General features: G+C 58.9%; 12 protein-coding genes, 2 tRNA genes and 3 rRNA genes. 7 read left to right on the forward strand and 10 right to left on the reverse strand.

Annotated elements, in window-relative coordinates; all coding sequences use genetic code 11:
* The 4 genes from EL191_RS23255 to EL191_RS23270 are packed head-to-tail and all read right to left on the reverse strand — an operon-like array spanning window position 1 to window position 4511.
* A complete protein-coding gene (locus EL191_RS23255; protein ID WP_013717783.1) occupies window positions 1-1065 on the reverse strand; it encodes a FliG C-terminal domain-containing protein in 1065 nt (354 codons plus the stop codon).
* Window positions 1040-2734 carry a flagellar basal-body MS-ring/collar protein FliF gene (gene fliF, locus EL191_RS23260; RefSeq protein WP_041980421.1) on the reverse strand — a complete coding sequence of 565 codons (1695 nt, stop codon included), beginning with the start codon at window positions 2732-2734 and terminating at the stop codon, window positions 1040-1042. Before fliF ends, EL191_RS23255 begins: the two co-directional genes overlap by 26 nt.
* A gap of 19 nt (window positions 2735-2753) precedes the next feature.
* Window positions 2754-3089: a flagellar hook-basal body complex protein FliE gene (locus EL191_RS23265; RefSeq protein WP_041980422.1), complete on the reverse strand. Its 336-nt coding sequence runs from the start codon at window positions 3087-3089 to the stop codon at window positions 2754-2756.
* Between the two features lie 12 nt (window positions 3090-3101).
* Complete coding sequence (locus EL191_RS23270; RefSeq protein WP_041980423.1) at window positions 3102-4511, reverse strand: sigma-54 dependent transcriptional regulator; 1410 nt, start codon at window positions 4509-4511, stop codon at window positions 3102-3104.
* Between the two features lie 480 nt (window positions 4512-4991).
* On the opposite strand from EL191_RS23270, the gene EL191_RS23275 reads away from it, so the two are divergent.
* The 7 genes from EL191_RS23275 to EL191_RS23305 are packed head-to-tail and all read left to right on the forward strand — an operon-like array spanning window position 4992 to window position 11260.
* Window positions 4992-5831 (forward strand): FliM/FliN family flagellar motor switch protein, encoded by an 840-nt coding sequence (locus tag EL191_RS23275; RefSeq protein ID WP_017360519.1) that lies wholly within the window; start codon window positions 4992-4994, stop codon window positions 5829-5831.
* Window positions 5828-6199: a flagellar motor switch protein FliN gene (gene fliN / locus EL191_RS23280; protein ID WP_013717788.1), complete on the forward strand. Its 372-nt coding sequence runs from the start codon at window positions 5828-5830 to the stop codon at window positions 6197-6199. Before EL191_RS23275 ends, fliN begins: the two co-directional genes overlap by 4 nt.
* Entirely contained in the window at window positions 6199-6951 is a 753-nt protein-coding gene (fliP, locus tag EL191_RS23285) for a flagellar type III secretion system pore protein FliP (RefSeq protein WP_017360520.1), read from the forward strand. Before fliN ends, fliP begins: the two co-directional genes overlap by 1 nt.
* A gap of 12 nt (window positions 6952-6963) precedes the next feature.
* Entirely contained in the window at window positions 6964-7236 is a 273-nt protein-coding gene (locus EL191_RS23290) for a flagellar biosynthetic protein FliQ (protein WP_013717790.1), read from the forward strand.
* A 3-nt stretch (window positions 7237-7239) separates the two neighbouring features.
* Window positions 7240-8034 (forward strand): flagellar biosynthetic protein FliR, encoded by a 795-nt coding sequence (gene fliR / locus EL191_RS23295; protein WP_041980424.1) that lies wholly within the window; start codon window positions 7240-7242, stop codon window positions 8032-8034.
* The gene (gene flhB / locus EL191_RS23300; RefSeq protein ID WP_013717792.1) at window positions 8027-9160 is read left to right on the forward strand and encodes a flagellar biosynthesis protein FlhB; all 1134 of its coding nucleotides are present in this window, start codon (window positions 8027-8029) and stop codon (window positions 9158-9160) included. Before fliR ends, flhB begins: the two co-directional genes overlap by 8 nt.
* A gap of 3 nt (window positions 9161-9163) precedes the next feature.
* Window positions 9164-11260: a flagellar biosynthesis protein FlhA gene (locus EL191_RS23305; RefSeq protein WP_013717793.1), complete on the forward strand. Its 2097-nt coding sequence runs from the start codon at window positions 9164-9166 to the stop codon at window positions 11258-11260.
* Window positions 11261-11360: 100 nt separating this feature from the next.
* Here EL191_RS23305 and EL191_RS23310 read toward each other — a convergent pair whose 3' ends face one another.
* From EL191_RS23310 to EL191_RS23335, 6 genes are all read right to left on the reverse strand, one after another.
* Window positions 11361-11702 carry a PilZ domain-containing protein gene (locus tag EL191_RS23310; protein ID WP_013717794.1) on the reverse strand — a complete coding sequence of 114 codons (342 nt, stop codon included), beginning with the start codon at window positions 11700-11702 and terminating at the stop codon, window positions 11361-11363.
* A 291-nt stretch (window positions 11703-11993) separates the two neighbouring features.
* A 5S ribosomal RNA gene (gene rrf, locus EL191_RS23315) occupies window positions 11994-12109 on the reverse strand.
* A 138-nt stretch (window positions 12110-12247) separates the two neighbouring features.
* Window positions 12248-15140: ribosomal RNA gene (locus tag EL191_RS23320) — 23S ribosomal RNA — on the reverse strand.
* 254 nt (window positions 15141-15394) lie between these two features.
* Window positions 15395-15470: transfer RNA gene (locus EL191_RS23325), tRNA-Ala, on the reverse strand.
* Window positions 15471-15492: 22 nt separating this feature from the next.
* Window positions 15493-15569: transfer RNA gene (locus EL191_RS23330), tRNA-Ile, on the reverse strand.
* An 85-nt stretch (window positions 15570-15654) separates the two neighbouring features.
* A 16S ribosomal RNA gene (locus EL191_RS23335) occupies window positions 15655-17190 on the reverse strand.
* The 16S, 23S and 5S rRNA genes sit together here with 2 tRNA genes alongside, the layout of an rRNA operon.
* Window positions 17191-17333 lie beyond the last annotated feature (143 nt).

Here is a 17333-nt window from a genome sequence, read left to right on the forward strand (position 1 = left end):
TCATTCCACCGTCTGTTCGCGGAACAGCTGCACCTGCAGCTCGCCGTTGGCCGACATTTCGCGGACCACGGCCATGATGTCCTTGCGCACCTGCTCGACGCGGCTCAACGGCACCGGGCCCTGGCGGCGATTGATCGACTCCATCTGCTGCGCCTGGCGTTTGGGCATGGCGCCCTGGATGGCACGCACCAGCTCGGGCTCGGCGCCCTTGAGGGCGACCACCCACTCCTCCAGCGGCACGGCTTCGAGCAGCGCCTGCAGCACGTCCTGGTTCTGCCGCGAGAGGATGAAGAAGTCGTACATTTCATCTTCGATGCGCTCGACCAGTTGGTCGTCATGGGCACGCAGCAGCTCGAACATCTGCCCGCGATCACCCTTGAAGCGGTTCATGATGTCCGCCGCCTGCTTGATGCCACGCACCTGCGAACCCTGGGTGCTGAGCACCGCCAGGCTGCGCTCGATCAGTTGCTCCAACTCGGCGATGACGTCGCTGTTCACTTCGCTGAGGTTGGCGATGCGGTACAGCAGTTCATCCTGGCGCTCCTTGGGCATGCACTCGAGCACCTCGCTGGCCATGCCCGGCGGCAGGAAAGCGAGGAACACCGCCTGCATCTGGGCGTGCTCCTTGGCGATCAGGGCAGCGAACTGCTTGGGATCGAGCCACTCCATCTTGGCCATCTTGGCGCGAATTTCCTCGCCGTAGATGCTGTCGAGCAGCGAACGGGTGATTTCGCTGCCCAACGCCTTGCTGAGCATGCCGTCGAGATAGCCACGCGAGGCGCCCTTGATGCTGCTCTGCTCCTTGTAGTCCTCGAAGAAACGGCCGATGACGTCGGAGACCATCGGCTGCTTGACGTTGGACAGGCGCGCCATGGCCTGGCTGATGCTGACGATCTCCTCGCGCGAGAAGTGCTTGAGCACGCCGGCGGAAATCTCGTCACCCATGCTCAGCATGAGGATCGCGGCCTGCTCGGAAGAACTCAGCGAACGCTTCTGCACGCGCAGGCGCATTTCCTTGGCGGTGGAACCACCGCGGCCGTCAGGCTGGGTTGAGGTCTCGTTCATTGCGCCCTATCCACTGTTTGATGACTTCCGAGACGCGCTCGGGATCGTTCTTGGCCAGCATCTGCAGGTGTTCGATCTGTAGTTCCAGGCCCGAGCCGGGCGCCGGCAGGCGAATCTCCGACAAGGGGCTGAGTTCGCCGAGCACGGTAGCCCCCGGCGCGTCGTCACCGACGCGGGCCAGCAGGCGTTCGGCCGCCCGCTCGGCATGCAGGGCGAGCTGATCATCGCCCTCGGCCATCGCCGGCAACCCCGTCTGGTTGCGCTGGCTCAGACTGCGCACCGCAGGACGCACCACCATCAGCAACAACAGCAGACTGATCAGGGCGAACACGCCGAGCTTGGCCAAGTCATGCACCTTGGAGTTTTCCCACCAGGGCAGCAGATCCTCACCCGCGCCACCAATGCCGGCATCGGTGAAGGGGAAGACGCTCAGCGTCAGCAGGTCGCCGCGCGCCTGGTTGAAACCCACGGCGCTCTTGACCATCGCCGTAAGTTCCTCGCGCGCCTCGGGCGTCCAGCCGCCTTCTGGCGCCACCGCTGCATTGAGCACCACGGCGATGCTCTGCTGACGTAGGCTGAAAGGCGCGTGTTTGACGTGGGTAATGCTCTGGTCGTAATCGAGTTGACGATTGGATTCCTTGCGCAACGAGGTCGCTGCCTGGTTGGCGTTTTCGCCTTGGGCGCCGGCCTGCGCCTGCTGGTTGGCGGCCTGATTGGCCGGCGGGGCCGGTTGCGGTGGACGATTGGCCAGCGAACCGGGTACGCCAAGGGCCAGCTGGTCGAGCACACTTTCGTCACGCACCACTTCATTGCGCAGACGCGGGTTCTCGCCATAGGCCTGGAAGGTCTCTTCCTTCTGGCTGAAATCGATGTCGGCCGACACGCTGATGCGGTAATTGCCGCCACCGAGTACCGGCGCCAGCACCGCTTCGGCATTGGCCACGGCCTTGCTCTGGTAGTCGTCGACCACCTGCCAGTTCTGCACCGGGCCGCCGAGGGTATCGATGCCGCGCGACAGCAACGCGCCGTACTGATCGACCACCTGCACGTTGCCGGCCTCGAGCTGCGGCACACTACCAGCCACCAGATTGACGATGGCGCTGACCTGTTCCGGCGTCAGCTTGTAGCCCGGCGCCAGCTGCAACATCACCGAGGCCTTGCCCGGCTCGCGCTTGCCGACCACGAAGGAACTGCTCTCCTGCAACGCCAGGTGCACGCGGGCACCTTCCACGCCCTTGAGCGCCATCACGGTGCGGGCCAGCTCGCCCTCCAGGCTGCGCTTGAGGCGCACGTCCTGAACGAACTGGCTGGTGCCCAGCGGCTCGTCCTTGTCGAACAGCTCGTAACCGGCCGGCACCTTGACCTGCACGCCCTTGGCCGCCAACAGCATGCGTGCCCGGCCGAGCTGATCCTCACGCACCAGCACCTGACCACTCTGCGGGTGCAGGCGGTAGTTGATGGCGTCGCCATCGAGCACCTGCATCACCTCGGCGGCCGGATAGGCCTCGCCGGCGCCGTACAGCGGGCGGAACGAGCCCTGATCACGCCAGAGGTAGAACACCACACCAACCGCCAGCAACGCGGCGATCACCGCGAGACCGATCAGGGTCATGCGTGGGTCGAGTTTCAGCCCGGTTTCAGGCAGCTTGCTTCTTATGGTCTGCAGCACGCGTCAGTCCCCGATCCGCTTACAGCGGCATCTTCATGATGTCGTCGAAAGCACTGGATAGCTTGTTACGCACCTGCATCAGGGCGCTGAACGACACGCTGGCCTTCTGGCTCTCGATCATCGCTCCCACCAGGTCATCGCTCTGTCCGCTGTCGACGGCCGCCATCAGCGCGCCGGAACGATGTTGCTGAGCGTCCACCGCGCGCACTGCATCGTCGAAGGCGGTGGCGAAACCTGCCTCGCCGGCCTGACCGGCAAAGGCCTGCGCCGGTTTGATCGACGCGGTTTCGCCGACATTCTTCATCTGCTCCATGCGGCCCAGCAGGTCCTGCTGCACCTGGCTAATCGGATTCATCCTTTGCTTCTCCTAGACGGGAATCTGAACGCCCTGCTCACGCATGGCGTTAAGGCGATAGCGCAGCGCGCGCGGAGTCATGCCAAGGCTTTCGGCGGCCTTGGTCTTGTGCCCACCAAAACGGCGGATGGTGTCGATCACGTGTTGGTACTCGGCCCATTTGCCGCTCGCGCGCAAAGCTGCCTTGCCGCCTTCGAGTACCTGCGGCTGCAGGCGTGGCGCCAGGTCTGGTGCACTGCTTACGGGCACGCTCAGGCCCAGGTCCTGAGCCTGGATGTACAGGCCATTGCGTAGAATCAGCGCACGCTGCAGGCAGTTCTCCAGCTCGCGCACGTTGCCCGGCCAGTCATGCGCCAGCAGCGCGCGGCAGGCATCTTCGGTCAGCAGCTCATGGCGCGCGTCCTGCGGTGCATACTGACGAATGAAACGACGTGCCAGGGCCAGCACGTCTTCCTTGCGCTCACGCAGCGGGCTGATGTGCAGCGGCAGCACATCGAGACGGAACATCAGATCGGCACGGAAGCGTCCCTCGGACACTTCCTGCTGCAGATCACGGTTGGTGGCGGCGATGATGCGCACATCCAGGGCAATCTCCCGACGCCCGCCCAGGCGCTCGACACGCTGCTCCTGCAGCACGCGCAGCAGCTTGGCCTGCAACCCCAGCGGCAGCTCACCAATCTCGTCGAGCAGCAGCGTGCCGCCATTGGCCAGTTCGAATTTGCCCGGCTGGGCATTGACCGCACCGGTGAAGGCGCCCTTCTCATGGCCAAAGAGGATGGATTCGAGCATCTGCTCGGGGATAGCTGCGCAGTTCACGGCAATGAAGGGGGCGTCACCGCTGGCCGAGAAGCGGTGGATGTAGCGCGCCATCAGCTCCTTGCCGGTGCCGGTCTCGCCGGTGATCAGAATCGGCGCGCGGGTCATGGCCACGCGCTGGGCCATGGCCAGCAGACGGCGGCCGGCCTGCGAGCAGGAAACGAAGCCCTCCTCGCCGGAGCTGGCCGACTCCTGACGACGCAGCAGCGCACTGAGCTGGGCTTCGCTGAACGGCGCCAGCAGATAATCGACGCAGCCGAGCTCCAGCAGCGCGGCGGCCTTCTCCTGGTCGGCATATTCCACCACCGGCACCACGCCGACACGGCCCGCCTGACGCAGGATGGCGCCAACCTGTGCATAAAGCGTGTTGCCGGCCAGACTACTGACGAATACCAGCACTAGACTGGCATCCTCCAGCGCAGCCGGGTCCAACTCCAGGCAACTGGCGAAACGTCGAACAGGAAATCCCTGGCGCTGCAAACCACCGGTAAGCAGGCGCTCGCTGGCCGCATCGGCCTGACCGATCACGACTATATGTTGCTGCCCCAGCTGTTCATCGAACAGCTCGTCGCAGGCGTAACTTACCGTTTGAGTTGAATGCTTCAAGGTAAATCACCCGTTGTCTTTCATGAGCCAGGCGGCGGCATTCGACCCCGTGTTCAAAACTGCCAAGCAGATGACAGATTTTTTTCACATGGCCCCTTAATCTTCCGAAACTTTCCGTCGCTCTTATGGGTCAACTTCAGACAGCACTTGTCGGCGTGACATATATACGTGCGACGGATCACGCGGCGGACGTTAACAAGCGCACAAAAAATCACCGAATTACTTGCTGTTATTTCCTGTCAATGCCGGCAAGCCGATATCAAAAACAGCATTTGATATCTATTGATTTAATTTCTATCCCTCCCCACGCCTAGACTCCCCCTCGTCATCACTGGGCTGCAGCGCTGTGCCCGGATGATTCAGACGCCATGGCCCAGGCGACGCTGCTGCGGCCCGCCGGCACATCAAAACGTCCTCTGCACGCCCTTCGGATGACTCGTGGGTGCACGCGCAGTTACAACCAGGAATACAGCCCACAACATGACCGGGATTAAAAAAGTCCTTCATGGCGTGCCCGCCGACAGTCTGACCCGGTTGAAACCGCAGAAACTTGGCCGGCACTATCATAAGATTCCCAACTATATTCGCGAGCTTTCCAGCAAATATCCGCGAATCATCAGCGACTACTTTCTGCGCAACTATCGAATCAATCTCGAGCTGCTTCGGGTCGATGTTCACGAGCAGGTAGATAAAGAAGCCGAGTGTCTCTATCGCTCGCCACTGGGCAAGGTTGGCTTCGCCATGGACCGCCCTCTGCTGACCGAAGCGCTGGAGTGCTACTACGGCGGCACCTGTCTGCCCAACCATGAAGAGACACCGGTAAGCACCTCGGAACAACGCATGCGCACCCGTCTGGGCCTGGATGTCAGCCAGTTGTTCGCCCGCTCGATTCTCGCCGGGCAGACCTTCGGCAGGCTTGAGCCTTATGACAACGCCTATGAAGAGGCTGTCTGGGAGTACGTGGCGGAGTTCAACTTCACCAGCCATATCACCGGCAGCCAGGCATCGATCTTCATCTACCTCGATACGCAACTGGTCGATGAGCTCACCAGCCGCCTTACGCCACCTGCACCCGCGGCCCAGGCCGGCAACTCGCTCAATCAGATTCGTCAGTTGCCGGTACGCCTGGACTGCGTGGTGGCCAGCCTGCAGATGCCCCTGTCGCAGGTGCTCGCGCTACGCCCCGGCGACATCCTGCCGATGCGCCTGCTGGAGCGCTGCGACGTGCAGATCAACCAGCAGAAGCTGTTTCGCGGCGCCATCTTCGAAGACGACGGCTCCTTGTTCCTGACTTCGCTTGAGAGCGTGAAAACACCATGAGCAGCCCCATTTCCGATAACGATTTCGACAGCCTGATCAACGACGCCGGCCTCAATCTCGACGAGTCCGGCAGCGACTCCGCGCCCGAGCAGGCGCCGACCGCATTGCCGCAGCAGGACCTGAGCTTCTTCGGCAAGATTCCGGTCAACGTGACCCTGGAGGTGGCCTCCACCGAGATCACCCTCAAGGAGTTGATGGATGTCGATGCCGGCAGCGTGATCGCCCTCGACAAGCTGGCCGGCGAGCCGCTGGACGTGAAGGTCAACGGCGCACTGTTCGCCAAGGCCGAGGTGGTGGTGATGAACGGCAACTACGGCCTGCGCATCGTCGAGCTGTCCGGCAGCGGCCTTAGCGGGCTGGGCGTGTGATGCTGCGCCGGCTGCTGCAAACCGGCCTGCTGCTGGCGGCGCTGTGCTGCCCGCTGCTGGCCCAGGCGGCCGGCGGCGACATCACCCTGTTCAACTTCAACGACACCGAAGACGGCCAGACCCTGAGCGTCAAGCTGCAGATCCTGCTGATCATGACGCTGCTGGGATTTCTCCCGGCCATGCTGATGATGATGACCTGCTTCACCCGCTTCATCATCGTCCTGGCCATCCTGCGCCAGGCTATCGGCCTGCAGCAGAGCCCGCCCAACCCGGTGCTGATCGGCATCGCCCTGTGCCTCACCCTGCTGGTGATGCGCCCGGTGTGGCAGGAGATGTACACCGAGGCTTATGTGCCCTTCGAAGCAGACCAGATCAGCCTCGAGCAGGGGCTGGGCGAGGGCAAGCGCATCATCAGCCAGTTCATGCTGGCGCAAACCAGCAAGAACTCGCTGGAGACCCTGGTCGCCCTCGCGGGCGAGGAAATGCCCGATGACCTGGCCCAACTGGATTTCTCCCTGCTGCTGCCGGCCTTCGTGTTGAGCGAGCTGAAGACCGCCTTCCAGCTCGGCTTCATGATCTTCGTGCCGTTTCTGGTAATCGACCTGGTGGTGGCCAGCGTACTCATGGCGATGGGCATGATGATGCTGTCGCCAATGATGATCTCGCTGCCGTTCAAACTGCTGGTCTTCGTTCTGGTGGACGGTTGGACGCTGCTGGTCGGCACCCTCACCACCAGTATCCAGCCCTATTAGCGAGGCCTTGCGATGCTCACGCCCGAACACGCCGCCCAGCTAGTGGCCCATGCCGTCTACATCACCGGTCTGATCGTCTGTGTGCTGGTGGTGCCGAGCCTGCTCGGTGGCCTGCTGGTAAGCATTTTCCAGGCCGCCACGCAGATCAACGAGCAGATGCTCAGTTTTCTGCCGCGTCTGCTGATCACCCTGGCCATGCTGGTGTTCTCCGGCCACTGGATCCTGCGCACGCTGGGGGACCTGTTCATCGAAACCTTCAAGCAGGCCGGTCACCTGGTGGGCTGACGCATGTCCGAACCCGTGCTGCACGCCAGCCAGTATCTGACCAGCCTGCAAGCCTACTGGTGGCCGTTCTGCCGCATCGTTGCCCTGCTCAGCATGGCGCCGCTGTTCAACCACAAGGCGGTGTCGGTGCGCGTACGCGTCCTACTCGCCCTGGCGCTGACGGTAGCCCTCGGTGCGGCACTGCCGGACATGCCGCAGATCGACCCACTGTCACTCAAAGGCCTGATGACCGCCCTGGAGCAGATCGCCTTCGGCGTGCTGCTGGGCCTGACCCTGCAATTGGTGTTCACCATCTTCATGCTGGTCGGTGAGGTGGTATCGACGCAGATGGGCATGAGCATGGCGCGTTACAACGACCCGGTGAATGGTGTGTCGTCGTCTTCGATCATCTACCAGCTGTACTTCATCCTACTGGTGCTGCTGTTCTTCGCCATCGACGGCCATCTGGTCACCGTCAGCGTGCTGTATCAGAGCTTCCTGTTCTGGCCGGTTGGCAGCGGCCTGCATTTTCAGGGCGCGCAGAGCTTCATCCAGGCCTTTTCCTGGGTGCTGGCAGCCGCCGTGCTGGTAACCCTGCCCGTGGTGTTCTGCCTGACCCTGGTGCAGTTCTGCTTCGGCCTGCTCAACCGCATCTCGCCGGCGATGAATCTGTTCTCCCTCGGCTTTCCCATCAGCATCCTGATGGGGCTGCTGTGCATCTACCTGACCCTGCCCAACCTGCCTGACAGCTACCTGCACCTGACCCGAGAGCTGCTCAATGGCATCGGCGTGATTCTGCGCGAGGGCGGTGATGTCTGAGCAGAGCAGTGGCCAGGAGAAAACGGAAGAGGCTTCCGCGCACAAGCTGAAGAAGAGCAAGGACGACGGCCAGGTCGCGCGCTCCAAGGACCTGTCGACCACCATCTCGCTGATCGCCACCCTGTTCATTCTCAAGTTCAGCGCCGGGCTGTTCCTCGAAGGGCTCAATGACAGCTTCCGCCTGTCATACATCCAGTTCGGCCACAGCGAGATCGGCCTCGACGACCTCGACACCCTGCTGGGCTACAACATGCTGGTATTCATCAAGCTGCTCGCACCACTGCTGCTCACCTCCCTGCTGGTGGTGGTGCTGTCGCTGGTGCCAGGCGGCTGGGTGTTCTCCGCAAAGAACTTCGCACCTAAGTTCAGCAAGCTCAACCCCATCACCGGCCTCGGCCGGATCTTCTCGGCACAGAACTGGAGCGAGCTGCTCAAGTCGGTGCTCAAGGTGCTGGTACTGCTCGGCGTTGGCTATGTGCTGGTGCGCGCGGCCCTCCCGGACCTGATCGCGCTGCAGCGCAGCAGCGTGCTCGAGGCCGTCTCGGCAGCCTTTGACCTGACCTTCAATCTGACCCTGTGCCTGATGCTGATCTTCGTCGTGTTCTCCTTCATCGACATCCCGCTGCAGCGCTACTTCTTCCTCAAGAAACTGCGCATGACCAAGCAGGAGCGCAAGGAGGAACACAAGAATCAGGAGGGTCGCCCGGAGGTCAAGGCACGCATCAAGCAGTTGCAGCGGCAGATGTTGCAGCGGCAGATCAGCAGGGTGATCAAGAACGCCGACGTGGTCATCGTCAATCCAACGCACTATGCAGTGGCACTCAAGTACGACACCCAGAAGGCTGCCGCGCCCTTCGTGCTGGCCAAGGGCGTCGACGAGACCGCGCTGTACATGCGCCAGATGGCTGCCAAGCACTCACTCGAAGTGGTGGAAATCCCGCCGCTGGCACGTGCCATCTACTTCACCACCCAGATCAACCAGCAGATCCCGGCACCGCTGTATACCGCGGTGGCCCATGTACTGACCTACATCCTGCAGCTCAAGGCCTGGCGCCAGGGCCGCAGAAGCAAGCCGCAACTGGCGAGCAACCTTCCGATTCCCGACAGCTTGGCCAACAGGGGCTGATTCATGAACCTACTGCAGCAACTCGCGCCCACCTTCCGCAGCGGCCGCATCGGCATTCCGGTGTTGATCCTGTCGATCCTGGCCATGGTCATCCTGCCGTTGCCGCCGGTGCTGCTCGACGCCCTGTTTACCTTCAACATCGCCATGGCCATCCTGGTGCTGCTGGTCAGCGTGTCGTCCAAGAGCCCACTGGATTTCTCCCTGTTCCCCACGGTGATCCTGATCACCACCCTGCTGCGTCTGTGCCTGAACGTCGCCTCAACACGTGTGGTACTGCTCGAGGGCCACACCGGTACCGGTGCTGCGGGCAAGGTGATCGAGTCGTTCGGTGAAGTGGTGATCGGCGGCAACTTCATCGTCGGCCTGGTGGTGTTCGTGATCCTGATGATCATCAACTTCATCGTCGTCACCAAGGGCGGTGAGCGCATCTCCGAGGTCACCGCACGCTTCACCCTCGACGCCCTGCCGGGTAAACAGATGGCAATCGATGCCGACCTCAATGCCGGACTGATCGAACAGAGCGAAGCCAAGCGTCGCCGCGCCGAGGTCGCCAAGGAAGCCGATTTCTACGGTGCCATGGACGGTGCTTCGAAGTTCGTCCGCGGTGATGCCATCGCCGGTATCCTGATCCTGTTGATCAACCTGTTCGGCGGTTTCGCCATTGGTCTGTTCGTCTACGACCTGGGCGCGGGTCAGGCCTTCCAGCAGTATGCCCTGCTCACCATCGGTGATGGCCTGGTGGCGCAAATCCCGGCACTGCTGCTGTCCACTGCGGCGGCCATCATCGTCACGCGGATCAACGAATCCTCGGAGATTACCGACCAGGTACACCGCCAGTTGCTGGCTCAACCGGCGCTGCTCTATACCGTAGCCGGCATTCTGTTCACCCTGGCGTTGGTGCCAGGCATGCCGCACCTGGCCTTCATCAGCTTCGCCGCTCTAGTGGCCTTCGTCGCCTGGATGGTGGCGCGCAATGGCCCGCCCAGGGAGGCCGCCAGCCTTGAGCAGGTCGAGGCCCTGGGCAAGGCAATGGACCAGGAGCGCGCGCAGAACCTGGTGTGGGAAGACATTCCGCTGGTGGAGCGTCTGTCGGTATCGCTGGGCTACAAGCTGGTCGGCCTGGTCAACGAAGCCGCCGGCGCGCCGCTGACCCAACGCGTACGTGGCGTACGCCAAACCCTCTCGGAGAGTCTGGGCTTCCTCCTGCCGGAGGTGCATATCCGCGACAGCCTGCGCCTGAAGGCTTCGCAATACAGTATCCAGATCAACGGCGAGAAGATTGACGGTGCGGAGTTGCACGCCGATCGCATGATGGCCATTCCCTCGCCAGAGTTGTATGGCGAGATAGACGGCATACTCGGCGTCGACCCGGCCTACCGCATGCAGGTGGTGTGGATTCAACCGGAGGACAAGGCGCGTGCATTGAACCTCGGCTACCAGGTGATCGACTGTGCCAGCGTGATCGCCACGCACCTGAACAAGGTGATCCGCGAGCACCTGCCGGACGTGTTCAAGCACGATGACGTCGATCATCTGATGCAACGTCTCCAGGTCCAGGCGCCGAAGCTGGCCGAGAGCCTGAAGAACCAGCTCAGTTATACCCAGCAGCACCGCGTCTATCGCCAGTTGCTGCAGGAACAGGTGCCACTCAAGGACATCGTCACCATCGCCACCACCTTGCTGGAAGCCAGCGAGTCGACCAAGGACCCGGTACTGCTGGCATCCGACGTGCGCTATGCACTGCGGCGCAGCATCGTCGGCATGATCGCCGGCGAGCGTCAGGAGCTGTCGGTGTTCATCCTCGAGAATGCACTGGAAAACACCCTGCTCAACGCCCTGGCCATCGCACAGCAGGCCGGCCCGGTGAGTCTGGACAACATCCCGGTAGAGCCGAGCCTGCTCAACCAACTGCAAAACACCATGCCGGTGGTGAAGGAGAAACTGCGCAAGGACGGCCATCCCCCGATCCTTACCGTGATGCCGCAGCTACGCCCGTTGCTGGCACGCTACGCCCGGGTCTTCAGCCCAGGGTTGCATGTGCTGTCGCAGAATGAGATCCCTGACCGAGTAGGAGTGAATATCCTCGGCACCCTGGGCTGACCGATTCACCGAAGGTGGATGCGCTCTCGCATCCACCACGCCTCGCCAGCCTTACAGCAGCAGATCGTCCTCACCTGCGCGTCACCGGCTTTGGCCCCGCCTAAGCTTTCTCCTTACGCACTTTGCGCATCCCTTCGATCAGCCGGACGTACTCGGCCGAATCCCCCTGCAGGGCGAGCCCAGCCTCAAAGAATCCTGTGCGGGTATTTTCCTGCGACCACTGACAAGTCATATCGACGTCCACCTGGCGCATCTCACCCTGGCGATCACGCATACGCACACGCAGCTTGAGTTCGGTTCCTGGCTCTACCGGGGTATCGGTCAGCAGTTTCATTCCGCACTCGGAAACATCGCCGGCATAACCGATCAGGGTGTCGCTTTCTCGATCGCTGATCTTGATGCGAAAGGTGGAACGGAAGGTGATTCGGCTCGATTGACGCATAGGAGAATGCCTTAGTGCTCGCCACGTCTGATGGGATCGCCAGGATCAGGCTTCATCAATCGATGATCATTCGAAAAGCGATCGCGTATTGATAATGCCTGTGACTCATCACAGCAAGACGACCATAGCCTGCAGATAGTTAAATCCGCCTAAGTCGCTGGAGTGATCTATCGCCGGTAGGAGCGAGCTCTGCTCGCGAAGGCGCACCAACCCGCAGGATGCGATCTGTGTTTTCCGCGCAACAAAGAAGAAACCCCAGACCGCGTTAGCGATCTGGGGTTTCGTATAGGAGCTTGACGATGACCTACTCTCACATGGTGAAGCACCACACTACCATCGGCGATGCGTCGTTTCACTACTGAGTTCGGGATGGGATCAGGTGGTTCCAACGCTCTATGGTCGTCAAGCAATTCGGTTGGGATGTCGCGGTTAGGCGCTATCCCTTGGATACGTGATAGAGGCTTGTAGCTCTCGCAAATTTTCGGCTTTGTGTCGACTTCACCATCAACACCCTCTGCGTTGAGGGCAGATTGTTTGGGTGTTATATGGTCAAGCCTCACGGGCAATTAGTATTGGTTAGCTCAACGCCTCACAGCGCTTACACACCCAACCTATCAACGTCGTAGTCTTCGACGGCCCTTTAGGGAGCTCAAGGCTCCAGTGAGATCTCATCTTGAGGCAAGTTTCCCGCTTAGATGCTTTCAGCGGTTATCTTTTCCGAACATAGCTACCCGGCAATGCCACTGGCGTGACAACCGGAACACCAGAGGTTCGTCCAACCCGGTCCTCTCGTACTAAGGTCAGCCCCTCTCAAATCTCAAACGTCCACGGCAGATAGGGACCGAACTGTCTCACGACGTTCTAAACCCAGCTCGCGTACCACTTTAAATGGCGAACAGCCATACCCTTGGGACCGGCTTCAGCCCCAGGATGTGATGAGCCGACATCGAGGTGCCAAACACCGCCGTCGATATGAACTCTTGGGCGGTATCAGCCTGTTATCCCCGGAGTACCTTTTATCCGTTGAGCGATGGCCCTTCCATACAGAACCACCGGATCACTAAGACCTACTTTCGTACCTGCTCGACGTGTCTGTCTCGCAGTCAAGCGCGCTTTTGCCTTTATACTCTACGACCGATTTCCGACCGGTCTGAGCGCACCTTCGTACTCCTCCGTTACTCTTTGGGAGGAGACCGCCCCAGTCAAACTACCCACCATACACTGTCCTCGATCCGGATAACGGACCAGAGTTAGAACCTCAAGGTTGCCAGGGTGGTATTTCAAGGATGGCTCCATGAGAACTGGCGTCCCCACTTCAAAGCCTCCCACCTATCCTACACAAGCAAGCTCAAAGTCCAGTGCAAAGCTATAGTAAAGGTTCACGGGGTCTTTCCGTCTAGCCGCGGATACACTGCATCTTCACAGCGATTTCAATTTCACTGAGTCTCGGGTGGAGACAGCGCCGCCATCGTTACGCCATTCGTGCAGGTCGGAACTTACCCGACAAGGAATTTCGCTACCTTAGGACCGTTATAGTTACGGCCGCCGTTTACCGGGGCTTCGATCAAGAGCTTCGCTTGCGCTAACCCCATCAATTAACCTTCCGGCACCGGGCAGGCGTCACACCCTATACGTCCACTTTCGTGTTTGCAGAGTGCTGTGTTTTTAATAAACAGTCGCAGCGGCCTGGTATCTTCGACCGGCATGGGCTTACGTAGTAAATACTTCACCCTCACCGGCGCACCTTCTCCCGAAGTTACGGTGCCATTTTGCCTAGTTCCTTCACCCGAGTTCTCTCAAGCGCCTTGGTATTCTCTACCTAACCACCTGTGTCGGTTTGGGGTACGGTTCCTAGTTACCTGAAGCTTAGAAGCTTTTCCTGGAAGCATGGCATCAACCACTTCGCATTCTAAAAGAACGCTCGTCATCAGCTCTCGGCCTTGACCCCCCGGATTTACCTAAGGAATCAGCCTACCACCTTAAACACGGACAACCAACGCCGTGCTGGCCTAGCCTTCTCCGTCCCTCCATCGCAGTAACTAGAAGTACGGGAATATTAACCCGTTTCCCATCGACTACGCATTTCTGCCTCGCCTTAGGGGCCGACTAACCCTGCGTCGATTAACGTTGCGCAGGAAACCTTGGTCTTTCGGCGTGCGAGTTTTTCACTCGCATTGTCGTTACTCATGTCAGCATTCGCACTTCTGATACCTCCAGCAAGCTTCTCAACTCACCTTCACAGGCTTACAGAACGCTCCTCTACCGCTCATCCAAAGGATGAACCCGTAGCTTCGGTGTATGGTTTGAGCCCCGTTACATCTTCCGCGCAGGCCGACTCGACTAGTGAGCTATTACGCTTTCTTTAAAGGATGGCTGCTTCTAAGCCAACCTCCTAGCTGTCTAAGCCTTCCCACATCGTTTCCCACTTAACCATAACTTTGGGACCTTAGCTGACGGTCTGGGTTGTTTCCCTTTTCACGACGGACGTTAGCACCCGCCGTGTGTCTCCCGTGCTGACACTTGCTGGTATTCGGAGTTTGCATCGGTTTGGTAAGTCGGGATGACCCCCTAGCCGAAACAGTGCTCTACCCCCAGCAGTGATACACGAGGCGCTACCTAAATAGCTTTCGAGGAGAACCAGCTATCTCCGAGCTTGATTAGCCTTTCACTCCGATCCACAGGTCATCCGCTAACTTTTCAACGGTAGTCGGTTCGGTCCTCCAGTCAGTGTTACCTAACCTTCAACCTGCCCATGGATAGATCGCCCGGTTTCGGGTCTATACCCAGCGACTAAAGCGCCCTATTAAGACTCGCTTTCGCTACGCCTCCCCTATTCGGTTAAGCTCGCCACTGAATATAAGTCGCTGACCCATTATACAAAAGGTACGCAGTCACCCAACAAAGTAGGCTCCCACTGCTTGTACGCATACGGTTTCAGGTTCTATTTCACTCCCCTCTCCGGGGTTCTTTTCGCCTTTCCCTCACGGTACTGGTTCACTATCGGTCAGTCAGTAGTATTTAGCCTTGGAGGATGGTCCCCCCATGTTCAGACAAGGTTTCTCGTGCCCCGTCCTACTCGATTTCATTGATAAGAGCGTTTCGTGTACGGGGCTATCACCCACTACGGCGGCACTTTCCAGAGCCTTCCACTACACTCAAATCAACTTAAGGGCTAGTCCCCGTTCGCTCGCCACTACTTAGGGAATCTCGGTTGATTTCTTTTCCTCAGGGTACTTAGATGTTTCAGTTCCCCTGGTTCGCCTCTTGCACCTATGGATTCAGTACAAGATACCTAGGTTATCCTAGGTGGGTTCCCCCATTCAGAGATCTCTGGATCACAGTCTGTTTGCCGACTCCCCAAAGCTTTTCGCAGGCTACCACGTCTTTCATCGCCTCTGACTGCCAAGGCATCCACCGTATGCGCTTCTTCACTTGACCATATAACCCCAAGCAATCTGGTTACTGTCTCAATCGTGAAGACGACATTCGCCGAAAATTTGCGTCTTGAGAACTACAAATTTTGCCTTGATTAACAACGTGCAGTGAAACACGCTGTTAGTCACTTCTATCACATATCCAAATTTTTAAAGAACGATTTTCTTACCGGTCAAAAGACCAGAAATCAACACTCACCAGGTCTACCCTGAAGCGCTCATTTCTGAACTCTTTAACTCACCGCAACACGTAGAGAGTGGTGGAGCCAAGCGGGATCGAACCGCTGACCTCCTGCGTGCAAAGCAGGCGCTCTCCCAGCTGAGCTATGGCCCCGTAATCTTCTGCACCAAGCAATTGGTAGGTCTGGGCAGATTTGAACTGCCGACCTCACCCTTATCAGGGGTGCGCTCTAACCAACTGAGCTACAGACCTATAACAGGGTCGCGTTACAGCATCGTCTTCGACTATGAATCAAGCAATTCGTGTGGGAACTTATGAAGAAGCTGATGTCTTCGATTAAGGAGGTGATCCAGCCGCAGGTTCCCCTACGGCTACCTTGTTACGACTTCACCCCAGTCATGAATCACTCCGTGGTAACCGTCCCCCCGAAGGTTAGACTAGCTACTTCTGGAGCAACCCACTCCCATGGTGTGACGGGCGGTGTGTACAAGGCCCGGGAACGTATTCACCGTGACATTCTGATTCACGATTACTAGCGATTCCGACTTCACGCAGTCGAGTTGCAGACTGCGATCCGGACTACGATCGGTTTTATGGGATTAGCTCCACCTCGCGGCTTGGCAACCCTTTGTACCGACCATTGTAGCACGTGTGTAGCCCTGGCCGTAAGGGCCATGATGACTTGACGTCATCCCCACCTTCCTCCGGTTTGTCACCGGCAGTCTCCTTAGAGTGCCCACCCGAGGTGCTGGTAACTAAGGACAAGGGTTGCGCTCGTTACGGGACTTAACCCAACATCTCACGACACGAGCTGACGACAGCCATGCAGCACCTGTGTCTGAGTTCCCGAAGGCACCAATCCATCTCTGGAAAGTTCTCAGCATGTCAAGGCCAGGTAAGGTTCTTCGCGTTGCTTCGAATTAAACCACATGCTCCACCGCTTGTGCGGGCCCCCGTCAATTCATTTGAGTTTTAACCTTGCGGCCGTACTCCCCAGGCGGTCAACTTAATGCGTTAGCTGCGCCACTAAAATCTCAAGGATTCCAACGGCTAGTTGACATCGTTTACGGCGTGGACTACCAGGGTATCTAATCCTGTTTGCTCCCCACGCTTTCGCACCTCAGTGTCAGTATCAGTCCAGGTAGTCGCCTTCGCCACTGGTGTTCCTTCCTATATCTACGCATTTCACCGCTACACAGGAAATTCCACTACCCTCTACCGTACTCTAGCTCGCCAGTTTTGGATGCAGTTCCCAGGTTGAGCCCGGGGCTTTCACATCCAACTTAACGAACCACCTACGCGCGCTTTACGCCCAGTAATTCCGATTAACGCTTGCACCCTTCGTATTACCGCGGCTGCTGGCACGAAGTTAGCCGGTGCTTATTCTGTTGGTAACGTCAAAACACTAACGTATTAGGTTAATGCCCTTCCTCCCAACTTAAAGTGCTTTACAATCCGAAGACCTTCTTCACACACGCGGCATGGCTGGATCAGGCTTTCGCCCATTGTCCAATATTCCCCACTGCTGCCTCCCGTAGGAGTCTGGACCGTGTCTCAGTTCCAGTGTGACTGATCATCCTCTCAGACCAGTTACGGATCGTCGCCTTGGTGAGCCATTACCTCACCAACTAGCTAATCCGACCTAGGCTCATCTGATAGCGCAAGGCCCGAAGGTCCCCTGCTTTCTCCCGTAGGACGTACGCGGTATTAGCGTTCCTTTCGGAACGTTATCCCCCACTACCAGGCAGATTCCTAGGCATTACTCACCCGTCCGCCGCTAAATCAGAGAGCAAGCTCTCTTCATCCGCTCGACTTGCATGTGTTAGGCCTGCCGCCAGCGTTCAATCTGAGCCATGATCAAACTCTTCAGTTCAATACTGCTTGGGTTTTGAGAAAACCCTAAACTTGGCTCAGCAATCGCAAATAAACTCTCGAATTCACGAGTGTTACTTGTGATGCTGATAATCAGTCGACTATCAGTCTTACCTCACAAGCACCCACACGAATTGCTTGATT

Origin of the sequence: Pseudomonas mendocina (assembly GCF_900636545.1) — a bacterium.
Classification (GTDB): Bacteria; Pseudomonadota; Gammaproteobacteria; order Pseudomonadales; family Pseudomonadaceae; genus Aquipseudomonas; species Aquipseudomonas mendocina.